Raw genomic sequence first — 12,203 nt, 5'->3', positions numbered from 1 at the left:
GATGAACCTGCGTCGGCGTATCCTGCGCGGCCGGTCGGAACTCGATCCCAGGACGCTGCGCGAGTCGTCGGCGGCCATCAGGGAGTTACTCCTCGACCAGCCGTGGGTGCAGATGGCGGGGCTGGTGGCCTGCTACTGGTCGACCGGCACCGAGCCGTCCACCCAGGGGCTGATCCTGGCCCTGTGGAAACACGGCGCCACGGTGATGCTGCCGGTGCAGCGGGCGGACGGCGAGCTCGACTGGGCGGTGTACGACGGTCCCGACTCGCTGGCGCCCGGCCCGAACGGGATCATGGAGCCGGTGGACGTCCGGCGCGGCGTCGACGCGATCCGCACCGCCGCGCTGGTCATCGTGCCGGCCCTGGCCGTGGACCGGGTCACCGGCGTACGGCTCGGCCGCGGCGGCGGCTTCTACGACCGGGCGCTCGCCCGCGTGGGGCCGAACGTGCCGACGGTGGCGCTCCTGCACGAGGGCGAGCTGATCGAAGGGGTTCCCACCGAGCCCCACGACCAGCGCGTACGCTTCGCCGCCCTCCCGAGCGGAATCGCCCGATTGGTACAGATGTGACAAGATTGGCCTAAGGGACGGCGAAGGGAGCGGGTGGGTCTGAACGTCTGGCTGCTGCTGTCCGCCGCCGTCGTCATCGCGGCCATCGCGTCCGTACGGATCGCGCACCGCACCGGCCTTCCCACGCTGCTCATCTTCCTCGGCATCGGCCTGCTGCTCGGTGAGGGCGGCATCGTCGGCATCAACTTCGACAACGCCCAGACGGCCCAGCAGCTCGGCATGATCGCCCTCGCCGTGATCCTCGCCGAGGGCGGTCTCACCACCAACTGGAACCACGTACGCGACGCCGTGCCGACCGCGCTCGTGCTCGCCACGGTCGGGATCGCGGTCAGCGTCGTCGTGCTCGCGGTGACCGTCGCCGCCCTGCTCGGCATGGAGTGGCGGATGGCGCTGCTGCTCGGCGCGTTCCTGGCGTCGACCGACGCGGCGGCCGTGTTCTCCGTGCTGAGACGGCTGCCGCTGCCGCCCCGGCTCGCCGGGATCCTGGAGGCGGAGTCGGGCTTCAACGACGCCCCGACCGTCATCCTCGTGATAATGCTGAGCGCGGGCTCGTCGCTGACCCTCTCGCTGCCGCACGTCCTGCTGGACACCGCCGTCGAACTGGTCATCGGCGCGGCCCTCGGCCTCGCCGTGGGCCCGGCGGGGGTGTACGCGCTGCGCCGGGTCGCGCTGCCCGCCTCCGGCCTCTACCCGATCGCGGTGCTGGCGCTGGCGTTCGTGACCTACAGCGGGGCGACGCTGCTGCACGGCAGCGGGTTCCTCGCGGTGTACCTGACGACGCTGATCCTGGGCAACGCCCGGCTCCCCCACCGCGCCGCCACGCGCGGCTTCGCGGAAGGCGCCGCCTGGCTCGCCCAGATCGGGCTGTTCGTCATGCTCGGCATGCTGGCCGATCCGCGCGAACTGCCCGGCGTGATCGTCCCGGCCCTCGTGTCGGGCCTGCTGCTCGTCCTGCTCGCCCGCCCGGCGTCGGTCCTGGTGTCCGGCGCGGTGGTGCGGCTTTTGCGGCTCGGCTCGCTGTCGTGGCGCGAGCAGGTGTTCCTGTCGTGGGCCGGGCTGCGCGGCGCGGTGCCCATCGTGCTGGCCGCGATCCCCTGGGCCGCCGGCCTGCCGGGGGCGAAGGGCCTGTTCAACGACGTCTTCATCATCGTCATCGTGTTCACGATCGTGCAGGGGCCCACTCTGCCGTACCTCGCCCGGCTGCTCGGCCTGGCGGCCGAGGGCGAGGCCCGCGACCTCGACGTGGAGGCCGCGCCGCTGGGAGAGTTGAACGCCGACCTGCTGCAGGTCCGCATTCCGCCCGGCTCGCTCATGCACGGCGTGGAGATCTTCGAGCTCCGGCTGCCCGCGAACACCATGGTCACGCTCGTCGTGCGGAAGGGACAGTCGTTCGTGCCCACGCAGACGACCCGGCTGCTGGCGGGCGACCAGCTTCTCGTGGTCACCACGGCCGCCCAGCGGGAGACGGTCGAACGCCGCCTGCGCGCCGTCAGCCGCCGTGGCAAGCTCGCCGGCTGGTACGGCGAACGCGGCGGCTGACCGCCGCCGCCCGGGGTTGTCTGGAATTTTCGCGAGCGGATGCGGGCCGGATCGCAGGCCGGATCGCGGGCGGTTCGCCGACGGTTCGCCGACGGTTCGCCGACGGTTCGCAGGGTGAGCGAATGGGACGGCGCGGGGCAATAAACCGGGCTGGAGTGGCGTTTGGGCTTGTTGACTGCTTACCATTAGCAATCGACCCGGTCGAGTGCCAGTCTCAGGAGGAGCGAGTGCCTACCTACCAGTACGCCTGTACCGCTTGCGGTGAGCAGCTGGAGGCCGTCCAGAAGTTCTCTGACGACCCGCTCACGGAGTGCCCGGCCTGCCAGGGCAAGCTGCGCAAGGTCTTCTCCGCCGTTGGCATCGTGTTCAAGGGCTCCGGCTTCTACCGGACCGACAGCCGTTCGTCGAGCTCGTCGACGACCACGTCCACCACGACGACGTCGTCCTCGAAGTCGTCCGGCGACTCGGGCAAGAAGGAGCCCGCGACCTCCACGAGCTCGTCGAGCACCTCCTCGCCGAGCACGTCGTCGAGCACGTCGTCGTCCGGCTCCACCGCCGCCGCCTGAGGTTATCCACAGGGGCCGGCGGGACACGGCGGGTGTGCGGCGCCGTTCGCTAGTGTCGGCCCATGGTCAATCGCGCAGATATCGGGGTCATCGGCGGCTCGGGGTTCTACTCGCTGCTGGAGGACGCCGAAGAGATCGACGTGACGACGCCGTACGGCCCGCCGAGTGACTCGATCACCGTGGGCCGCATCGGCGAGCGGACCGTCGCGTTCGTCCCACGGCACGGCCGCGGCCACACCTTTCCTCCCCACCGCATCCCCTATCGGGCGAACATGTGGGCCCTGCGGTCCCTCGGCGTCCGCCAGGTGCTCGCGCCCAGTGCGGTCGGATCCCTGCGACCGGAGATCGGGCCGGGCGCCCTCGTGATCCCCGACCAGCTCGTGGACCGCACACAGAGCCGCGAGCAGACCTACTACGACACGGGCGGGGCCGTTCACGTGTCGTTCTCCGACCCCTACTGCCCCTCCGGCCGGGCGGCCTCCGTGGCCACGGCGCGCGAGACGGGCTGGGACACGGTCGACGGCGGCACTCTGGTCGTGGTCGAGGGGCCCCGCTTCTCCACCCGGGCCGAGTCGAAGTGGTTCGCGGGCGCGGGCTGGTCGATCATCGGTATGACCGGGCACCCCGAGGCCGTGCTCGCCCGCGAACTGGCCCTCTGCTACACGACGCTCGCCCTCGTGACCGACCATGACGCCGGCGTGGAGGCCGGTGAGGGGGTCACCCACGAAGAGGTGCTGGCCTTCTTCGCCGCCAACGTGGAGCGGATGCGCACTCTGGTCGCACAGGTCGTCGAGGCCCTTCCGGAGGAGCGCCCCTGCCCCTGCGGCAACGCCCTCGACGGGATCAAGCTGCCGATCGAGCTCCCCTGACACGAGATGGTCATGCGTGATCTGAGACGGCTGACGGCGCGCCGTCGCCGTCCGATCGCCGCCGTCCTCGCCGGTCTGGCGGTGGCCTGCGTGCTGCTTGCCGTCCGTTCCCCTGACGGGGTGGAGGTCCTCGCCGCCGCCCACGACCTCGCCGGAGGCCGGCTGGCCGCCTCCGACGTGGTGGTCGTACGGCTTCCGCCCGACACGGTGCCCGCCGGGGCGTACGCGCCCGGCGCCCCGGTCTCGGGCCGCGTGCTCGCCGGCTCGTTGCGCCGAGGCGAACTCCTCACCGACGCACGGCTGCTCGGTCCGGGCCTGTTCCGACAGACCCTGGCCGGGCAGCCGTCCGGCCGGCACGAGCCGAGTGGGGAGGGCTCCGACGGTCAGGTGCCCGACGGGTCGGCCGGTGGTGGTCAGGCAGCGGCGCCAGGGACTTCGACCGCGCAAGCGGGAGCTTCGGCCGCGGAGCCGGGGATGGTCGCGACGCCGGTCAGGATCGCCGACCCCGACGCCGCCCGTCTGCTGTCGCCGGGAGACGTGATCGACATCCTGGCGGCCTTCGAGGACGGCCCGTTCCAGGCCCGGACCGTCGCCCAGGAGGTGCGAGTGATCGCCCGGCCACCGGGCCGTACGGACGGCGGCGCGCTGCTCGTGCTGGCCACGACCCCCGGGCAGGCGGCCCAGCTCGCCCAGGCACAGGCACAGGGCAGGCTATCGATGACCATTCACCCTCACTGATCGGCCTTGTCCGGCGGCGGATGACGCCGATCAGGCGGTGCTCGCCCCGGCCTGCCGCCAGGCCCGCTGGTCACGCGTGACCTGCGGGAGCATCTCCTTGAACCCGGCGTAGCGCACCCGTCAGAGCTGTGCGCCGAGCTTGGGGTCGTACTCCCAGTGCCAGGGCTCGAAGGGGCTGTGATACGACCAGTCGGGGTGGATCCAGCCATACCGCTTGCTGTTGGCCTCCAGCCAGTTGAACTGCACAGAACGGAAGCTCTGCACTCCGCCGCACAGGTCGACGGCGAGTCCCAGACCGTGGTTGCTCTTCCCTGGAGTGGCCGCGAAACCGGGCCGCCGATAGTAGATCGACTGCTGCTCACCCAGGTTGCGATAGCTGTCGGAGATGCACATCGGGGCGCCGAAGCGCTTCTTGTAGGCGATGTTGAGATCGGCGAAGGCGATCGCCGCGTCCGCCCGCAGCTCCTCTCCGGCCTGCGGCAGGGGGCACAGGATGTTCTTGGGCAGCAGGCCGTTCGGGTACTGCTCCGCCTGACCGATCCTGGTCGGGTCGCAGCCGCCGGCCCTTCCATCGCCGATCTTCACGCCGAGCTTGATCAGCGCCTTGGTCAGCGACCGGACCAGCGTGGTGGAGCGTTTGCGCAGCGCGGTGACCTGCGCGCTCAGCTGCGCCTCCTGCAGGAGGCTGGCCGCCCGGAGCTCCTGCGCCTCCTGCGCGAGCTGCTGCTGCCGTTCCAGCAGCTTCACCGCGTCGCCGAGCACGTTGTTCCGCCCTGCGACAAGGTGATCGAGGTCGGCGATCCTCCGGAGCGTCTCCGTGCCGTTTCCCGCCCTGAAGAACGGGCTGAGTCCGTCGAGCGAGGGGTCCTGATACATGGACGAGGCGAGGTCGGACAGCGGCTTGCGCAGTTTGTTGAGCTCCGCCGTGGCCTGCTGGAGACCCTGCAGCTTGGTCGCCAGCTCCTTCTCGACGGCGCCGAACTTCTTCTGCCGCGCCACCAGCACCCTGTTCGCGTCCTCGATGGACTTGTACGCCTTCTGGGCCTCTCGCCGCAGCTCGGTCAGCGTGGTGGGCTCCTTGTCGAGCACGCCGGCCCGGGCGCTTTCCCCGGCGGCCTCCGTGCGAGCGTTCGCGGAGCCCTCCGCGGTCGTGGTGCCGGCCAAGGCCGCCGCGGCCGTGCCGTGCGGCGCGGAGACGGCCAGCGAAGTCATCACCGTGACGACCGCGATCAGCCTGGCTGATCGAGGAGATGGCACGATCGACTCCCCCGTTTGCGAACTCGTGACCTGGGTCAGGGACGCACGTTACTACAGCGCCCTCTGTGCCCGAGCCCCGGTTCGCATAAGTGCTATCGACCGGTCACGTCGCATTTGCGCGCTTCCAGCTCATCGCCCGACTTCGGGTTGGCCCTCACGTTCGCGGCAGAGCTCCCACAGCCACGTGTCCCGCCACTCCGGCGCGCACGTGAAGGTCGTCTTCTCACGAGGTTCCGGCTTCTTCACCGGCCGGCTCACCTTCGGCGCGTCCCCGTGGACGACCTCATGGACGGGTTGGGCGATCGGCAGGATCCGTACGAGCCCCTCGTAGAGACGCGCGGGACCGGACGGTTCGGGCACCGGGGTCGGGTTCAGCAGGGGCTTCCGCGCCGTCCCCGCCATCGGAACCACGTCGGCCCTCCGGACCTCCTGTCCATCCGCGAGATTCGGCAGCACAGTCGGCCGCGTACCGGGCGTGCCGGCGAGAGTCCGGTCTCCCGCGGTCCCGCCGGCTGCTCCGGCGCCTTTCTCATCCGCCGTCCCCGCCGGTGTCGCACGTACGGCCGCGGTGCGTGAGAAGTCGCTCCGCACCCGTTCCCCGTAGCCGGCGAAGTGAGCCATGAGCATGCCCGAGGCAAGGATCGCCGGCACGAGCAGCGCCGCGACGAGCACCACCGATCGCAGCCCGCGCACGGATCCACGTCGCGTTACGGTCACGGCCAGCGACGGTAACCACCCTCCCGCGGTCGGCGTACAACCACTTGCCATGCCTTTACCGCAGGTCAGCCCGCTGATGACCGGCGACCTCGAAACGACACCCCCAGGGAAGGCGCGAGCGGGCCCAACCTTTCGCTAGGCTTACTGGTGCACATCGTGCGCCTCCGTAGCTCAGGGGATAGAGCACCGCTCTCCTAAAGCGGGTGCCGCAGGTTCGAATCCTGCCGGGGGCACTCACCAAATCTTCGGCACAGGTGCCTGCCTCCGGCAGGCGCCTGTTTTCGTTTCCGGGAAGTTCTTCCGCCCTCGCCGCGACTCCTTCGATCGTCTCGTGGTCCAGGCTGATTCGGATCAACGCCACCCCAAGGCGGGCGTCATAGCGGATCTCCAGACGGAAGGCCGTGAGCAGCTCACGCTGGAGCTCTTCGGGCAGCTCAGCGAGCTTCGTCTGGAGCATGGGGATCTTGTGGAGCAGGCCGGTTGGGTGGTCGCGAGCGGGCGGACTCGCCTCGGCATCGGCAAGCTCCTGCGCCTTGGTCCGGCGCTCACGTTCCAGCTCTGTGAAGCGGGCCCGCAGACGTTGGCAGAACGCATAGTCCGCATCTGTATCCCCCAAAGCCGCCTTAAGCGCCTCCCAAGTGGCTACCAGGCCTCCTCCGTCACTCTCCCGTTGACAGGTCGAACGGATGCCGGATGGAAACGGGAGTCGGTGAGGTTCGGGTGAACCGGTGGAGACGGGCGGTAACGTCCCTATTGGCGATGGCGATGACCGTCGCGACAGGCGTGGTGGTCTCGGCGCCACCAGCCAGGGCAGACGGGATTCTCCTCAGTGGGAACGGCGTGTACGGCCCCAACAGCAGGATCGAAATCGCGTCGACCGTGCTCACGTACAAGGACGACTGCGACGGCGGGCTGAATGACTTCGTCTACCCGGTCAGTGACATCTACCTGGTGCCGGATGGGCCGCCCTCAGAGGGGCAGCACCTCGACGACGTCGTCGGTACGCCCAACGCGGTGGTGCAGGACGAATCCCTTGTCATGGGCGAGGTGATCGGCATCACCTCGCCCGCTGGAAATCTCCCTCCAGGAAAATACGCCGTTGTCGTCGACACCTGCCAGGACGGGTACTTCGACGCGGCGGACGACAGCTGGTACAGCGGCCAGATCGAGGTACTGGCCCTCGCGCGGACCCCTGCGCCCGACGCCGCGCTGGCGAGTCTGAAAAGCGCGGCGTTGGACGAGTACCAGGCGTACAGGGAGCGTTGGCTGGACGCCCGCGCGGCAGGGGACATGCTTGACACGGCGCTTCAGGGGGGTTGCGCTCTCGGCAACCCCGTCGCGTGTGCGCTGGAGAAGAAAGACTTTTCCACCCCCATCCATCGAAAGTTCGCCAATCTGCAGTTCAGTCGGGCGATACATTACATCGGCATCTATGCCGACCCACCGAATCCCGAATTTGATCGGCCGGTGATTCCCGAGAAGGTCGACGACGACGTCTCGACTGATGCCATGGCGGGTGAGGCGTCGCTGCTTCAGGCCTTGTTGCGCGGGGTCGAGGCGTACAAGGGCGCGCAGCAGGCGGGTGACGGGGAGTGGGCCCTGGTCCACGCGCGTGAGGTTCGTGACCTGCACCAGGCGCTGGCCGGGCAGTTGGCGCGGACCTCGGCCCAGCTAAACGACATCAAGGCGCTGTTCGGCGAGGACGCCGACAAGGCGTTCGCCTTCGCCGCGGATTTCGGGAGCCGGGTCAAGCAGCGGGGCCTCACCCCGGACGAGCGGCGCGTGCTGCGGGAGAGCGGGCTGACCGGCGCGCAGATCACGGAGTTCGAGAACCGGATCCGCGCGGCCGCCGGCCCCTACACCGCGCAGACCGTGCGGGACGCGCTGGCCGCGCAGATCGCCGCGCATGCCAAGACGGCCGCGGCCGTGCAGGAGGGCCTCAGCGGCTGGCAGGCGATCACCGACGCGCTGGCGGGCGACGCGGGAGTGCCGGACACGCATCCTGTCGCGCAGGCGGGAGGCCCGTACACGGCGCCCGAGGGGCAGTCGATCAGGCTGGACGGGTCCGCTTCGACCGCGGCACAGGGGGCGACGATCTCGTCGTACGCCTGGGATCTGGACGGCGACCGCGACTTCGACGATGCGGCCGGGCAGACCCCGTCGGCGATGTTCGACGAGCCGGGCTCGCCGGTCATCGGCCTGCGGGTGAGCGACGACGCCGGGCGGGTCGCGTACTCCTGGAGCGGCGTGACGGTGACGCGCAAGGGCGACGACCCGAAGATCGACCGGAGCGCGCCGGAGAGCGCCCAGATCACGGTCGAGACCGGCAAGACGGCCGAGTTCTCCGTCACGGTGAGCGACGACGGCGGCGCGCCCGAGGTGAGCTGGGCCGTGGACAGGAGGCCGGCCGACGGGACCGAGTCGCTGTCGTGGAAGGCACCGGACACACCGGGAAGCCATGAGGTCGTCGCCACAGCCACCGATGCCGACGGACACCGCGTCACGCGCGGCTGGTCGGTCCTGGTGTTCCGGAAGGACGCCGACGGTGACGGCTGGACGGCCACCACCGACTGCGACGACAGCGACGCGGCGGTGCACCCCGGACAGATCGAATTCATCGGCAACGGTGTCGACGACGACTGCGACAGCGGCTCGCCGGACGCGCCGCCGGGCGGCTTGACCGCGAAGCCGTACGGCTGGGGTCACAACACGCTGGGCCAGGTCGGCACCGGGACGCTGGGTGGCGAGTTCGACGCCCCGCAGCAGACCGTCCTGCCCGGCACCGCGGTCCAGGTCGAGTCGGGCTTCCGCGTCAGCTTCGCCGTGCTGAGCGACGGCACGGTGCGCGCCTGGGGCATGAACGACCACGGTCAACTGGGAGACGGCTCGACCGTGTCGCAGCGGGCGACCCCGGTGTCGCCTCTCGGCGTCGGCGGGGCCGGCACGCTGGCCGGTGTCACCCGGATCTCCGCCCACGGCGACCAGGTCGCGGCGGTGCGAACCGATGGAACGGTCGCGACCTGGGGGTTCAACGGCAACGGGCAACTCGGCGACGGCTCGACCATGACATCGCGCAACGTCCCGGGGCTGGTGCTCACCGGGCCGGACACGCCGCTGCGGGGTGTCCGTGACATCGAGGCGGGTGAGCAGGCCTTCTACGCGCTCATGGACGACGGAACCGTCACGTCCTGGGGTGTTCAGAAGTGCCTCGGCACCTCCTCCCAGAACAAGCCGTACGCGACGGCGATCCCGGGGCTGAGCGACATCCGCCAGATCGCCGCTGCCTCGGGCGTCGTGTTCTTCCTCAAGAAGGACGGCACCCTGCTCTCCTGCGGCGACACCGATCCGGTCCTGGGGCGGCCGTGGGCGCTCAACACACCGACGTCGCCGTACCTGCCCAACACGGTGACCAACCTGGGTCGCGGCAGCGGGGTGGTCGACGTGTCCTCCTCGGGTGACTCAGCGGTCGCGTTGAAGGAGGACGGCTCGGTGTCCATGTGGGGCCAGAACACCAACCACGAGCTGGACGCCCTCGGCTTCGCCGGCGGCCAGAGCACCAGCGTGCCGACCTCGGTGGCCCTCCCCGAGGGCGCGCCGGTCGTCGCGGTGGATCACGACGACTCGATGAACACCCTCGCGATCCGCGCCGACGGCTCCATGCTGGCCTGGGGCGGAAACCTCTTCGGAGCCACCGGCACCGGCGGAAGCGCCCCGGTCGGCATGCCGGCGGTCGTCAACCTGCCCGGCCGGGTGTTCCTCCAGGTGTCGGCCTCGAAGTGGAACGCCCTCGCGCTGACCCGGCCGGCGTCCGACCCGGACCTCGAGCTGCCGGCGTCGTGGGTGAACGCGACCGTCGAGGACGCCGCGTTGAGCGAGGCGGACGACGGGGCGTTCATTGTGAAGCTGGATCACGCCCTGGGTGACGACGTCGCGCTGACCTGGTCGCTGCGGCCCGGCAGCGCGGGCGAGGACGACGCGACGCTGGGCACCGGAACGGTGGTCGTATCGGCCGGTGAGACGCAGGCGTCGATTCCGGTCGACGTGGCCGACGACGCGATCGACGAGGACGACGAGACCGTGACGCTCGCGCTGACGGGGGCCCGGCTCGGGCTGACGATCACGCGCGCCCAGGCGACGGGCACCATCGCCGACAACGACGAGGGGCCCGTCGTCTCGGTCGAGCCGGCGACGGTGACCGAGGGGGGAACCAGCCTCACCGACACACCGATCACGTTCCATCTGTCCAAGCCAAGCGGCAAGGAGGTCGTGGCCGCGTACGCCACCGCCGACGGCTCGGCCAAGGCGAACGACGACTATGTGGCCTCGGACGCGACGATCCGCTTCGCCCCAGGCGAGACCGAGCACGTGGTTCACCTCGCGGTGAACGGCGACGCGATCCCGGAGGCGGACGAGACGTTCACCGTCTCGGTCGGCGAGGTCGCCAACGGCAGCGCCGGGCAACCCGCCACGATGACGATCCGGGACGACGAGGTGCTGGGTGTGTCGGTCTCCGCGCCCAGGATCGCCGAGGGCACGTCCGGCGACTTCACGGTGACCGTGAACCCGGCGCCGCCGGCGGGTGAGAGCGTGTCCGTGCCGTGGTCGATCGTCGAGCCGGCCGCCGGCCCGGACGACGGCCCCGGCGACGTCGGGCCCGCCACCGGGACGCTGACGCTGACGAGCGAGCATCCCAGCGGCGTGGTCACCGCGACCGCGATCGACGACACCGCGGTGGAATCTCCTGAGCCGTTCCGGCTCAAGATCGGCGCCATGACCGCGTCCGACGGGCGGAAGGTGCTGCCCGGCGAGGTCGGCATGGCGTGGATCACCGACAACGACAAGGCCGACAGGCCGCCGGTGGTCGAGGCCGGAGACGGTGTGTCCGGGGTCGAGGGCGCGGCCCTTCCACTCTCCGGCACCGTCACCGATGACGCCGCCGGAGTCACGTCGTCGTGGACGGTCGACGGTCCGTGCGACGTCACGGGGGACGGCCCGCAGGCGTCGGTCACCTGCTCGGACGACGGCGTTTTCACCGCGACACTGACCGCTGTGGACGCCGAGGGCGCCTCGGCGTCGGACACCACCATCCTGACCGTCGGCAACGCCGCCCCGGTGCTCGGCACGGTGGCCGTGGACGGGTCCGGCGCGCGGATCGAGTTCTCCGACCCGGGCATCGCCGACCAGCACACCTGCACCGTCAGGTGGGGGGACGGGACGGCGCCCGGCGTGCTCGACGGGGCCCTGTCGCCGTGCTTCCTGCCCCACACCTACGGTCCGGGCACGTTCACCGCCACAGTGACGGTGAGCGACGGCGACGGCGGGTCGGTCTCCACCTCCCGTACCGTCAAGGTGGCGTCGGCGCCGTGGCCCTTCCGTGGATTCCTGCCACCGGTGGACAACCCGCCTACGGTCAACGCCGTCCAGGCCGGCCAGGCGATCCCGGTGAAGTTCGGCCTCGGCGGTTACCGCGGGATGGACGTCTTCGCGGCGGGCTCTCCGGCGTCGGGCCAGGTTTCCTGCTCCCTGGGTCAGACGGACTCGGTCGAGCAGGCGGTCACCGCGGGTGGATCGCCGCTGTCGTACGACGCGGCGAAGGATCAGTACACGTACGTCTGGAAGACCGACAAGGCGTGGGCCGGCCAGTGCAGGCGGCTGAACGTCACATTGGCCGACGGCACCCAACATTGGGCGCTGTTCCGGTTCCGCTGACAGAGCCGGATCAAGGGAGAGTCCCGCCGTCGCGTCAGCGTCCCGGCGGGACCCTCTCCGTGTCGGCTCCAGTACTTCCCCAATGGCGCAGACCCGAGCCGGCACAGCCGAAGTGATCTCGGCGCCGTCGCCGGACCCTCCGCTCCCGCCCCAGCAGGAGCCTCGGCTGGAGGACCCGGCCGTAGCCTTCCGTGTGCACGGCAGCGCCGAGGGCTCAACTCTGTCGCATGGTGCCCGCTC

At 70.5% G+C, this 12,203-nt stretch carries 8 protein-coding genes, 1 tRNA gene and 1 pseudogene; 7 read left to right on the top strand and 3 right to left on the bottom strand.

The genetic code is table 11. The annotated features are described in order from the left end of the window. Window position 1 precedes the first annotated feature (1 nt). The 3 genes and pseudogenes from FH610_RS24780 to FH610_RS45500 all read left to right on the top strand — a co-directional run. Window positions 2-568: a 5-formyltetrahydrofolate cyclo-ligase gene (locus FH610_RS24780; RefSeq protein ID WP_139577401.1), complete on the top strand. Its 567-nt coding sequence runs from the start codon at window positions 2-4 to the stop codon at window positions 566-568. Between the two features lie 33 nt (window positions 569-601). Beyond that, a complete protein-coding gene (locus FH610_RS24775) occupies window positions 602-2,107 on the top strand; it encodes a potassium/proton antiporter (RefSeq protein WP_139577237.1) in 1,506 nt (501 codons plus the stop codon). A gap of 122 nt (window positions 2,108-2,229) precedes the next feature. Next, a pseudogene (locus FH610_RS45500) lies at window positions 2,230-2,427 on the top strand (FmdB family zinc ribbon protein); the annotation flags it as partial. A 62-nt stretch (window positions 2,428-2,489) separates the two neighbouring features. Here FH610_RS45500 and FH610_RS45495 read toward each other — a convergent pair. Next, window positions 2,490-2,660: a hypothetical protein gene (locus FH610_RS45495; RefSeq protein ID WP_338104582.1), complete on the bottom strand. Its 171-nt coding sequence runs from the start codon at window positions 2,658-2,660 to the stop codon at window positions 2,490-2,492. A gap of 75 nt (window positions 2,661-2,735) precedes the next feature. Between FH610_RS45495 and FH610_RS24765 the strand changes: the two genes are divergently transcribed. Together FH610_RS24765 and FH610_RS24760 are read left to right on the top strand one after the other, a co-directional pair. After that, window positions 2,736-3,542: an S-methyl-5'-thioadenosine phosphorylase gene (locus tag FH610_RS24765; protein WP_139577235.1), complete on the top strand. Its 807-nt coding sequence runs from the start codon at window positions 2,736-2,738 to the stop codon at window positions 3,540-3,542. Window positions 3,543-3,554: 12 nt separating this feature from the next. Continuing rightward, window positions 3,555-4,280 (top strand): SAF domain-containing protein, encoded by a 726-nt coding sequence (locus FH610_RS24760; protein WP_139577234.1) that lies wholly within the window; start codon window positions 3,555-3,557, stop codon window positions 4,278-4,280. A 120-nt stretch (window positions 4,281-4,400) separates the two neighbouring features. On the opposite strand, the gene FH610_RS24755 is transcribed toward FH610_RS24760, so the two are convergent. Both FH610_RS24755 and FH610_RS24750 read right to left on the bottom strand, forming a co-directional pair. Further along, window positions 4,401-5,537: a D-alanyl-D-alanine carboxypeptidase family protein gene (locus FH610_RS24755; RefSeq protein WP_139577233.1), complete on the bottom strand. Its 1,137-nt coding sequence runs from the start codon at window positions 5,535-5,537 to the stop codon at window positions 4,401-4,403. A gap of 129 nt (window positions 5,538-5,666) precedes the next feature. Beyond that, window positions 5,667-6,254, bottom strand: coding sequence for a hypothetical protein (locus tag FH610_RS24750; protein WP_139577232.1), 588 nt, complete (start codon window positions 6,252-6,254; stop codon window positions 5,667-5,669). A gap of 160 nt (window positions 6,255-6,414) precedes the next feature. Between FH610_RS24750 and FH610_RS24745 the strand changes: the two genes are divergently transcribed. Both FH610_RS24745 and FH610_RS24740 read left to right on the top strand, forming a co-directional pair. Beyond that, window positions 6,415-6,487: transfer RNA gene (locus tag FH610_RS24745), tRNA-Arg, on the top strand. A gap of 532 nt (window positions 6,488-7,019) precedes the next feature. After that, the gene (locus tag FH610_RS24740; RefSeq protein ID WP_161628073.1) at window positions 7,020-11,963 is read left to right on the top strand and encodes an RCC1 domain-containing protein; all 4,944 of its coding nucleotides are present in this window, start codon (window positions 7,020-7,022) and stop codon (window positions 11,961-11,963) included. The last annotated feature ends 240 nt before the right edge of the window (window positions 11,964-12,203 follow it).

The sequence above is a fragment of the Microbispora catharanthi genome (genome assembly GCF_006334915.2).
In the GTDB taxonomy this organism is placed as follows: Bacteria; Actinomycetota; Actinomycetes; order Streptosporangiales; family Streptosporangiaceae; genus Microbispora; species Microbispora catharanthi.
This window is presented reverse-complemented; position numbering and strand designations above follow the sequence as displayed.

Bases quoted from the DNA above. Each gene is read 5' to 3' on its own strand.
- FH610_RS24765 (WP_139577235.1), top strand. From the start codon at position 2,736: ATGGTCAATCGCGCAGATATCGGGGTCATCGGCGGCTCGGGGTTCTAC.
- FH610_RS24760 (WP_139577234.1), top strand. From the start codon at position 3,555: ATGCGTGATCTGAGACGGCTGACGGCGCGCCGTCGCCGTCCGATCGCC.
- FH610_RS24780 (WP_139577401.1), top strand. From the start codon at position 2: ATGAACCTGCGTCGGCGTATCCTGCGCGGCCGGTCGGAACTCGATCCC.
- FH610_RS24740 (WP_161628073.1), top strand. From the start codon at position 7,020: ATGACCGTCGCGACAGGCGTGGTGGTCTCGGCGCCACCAGCCAGGGCA.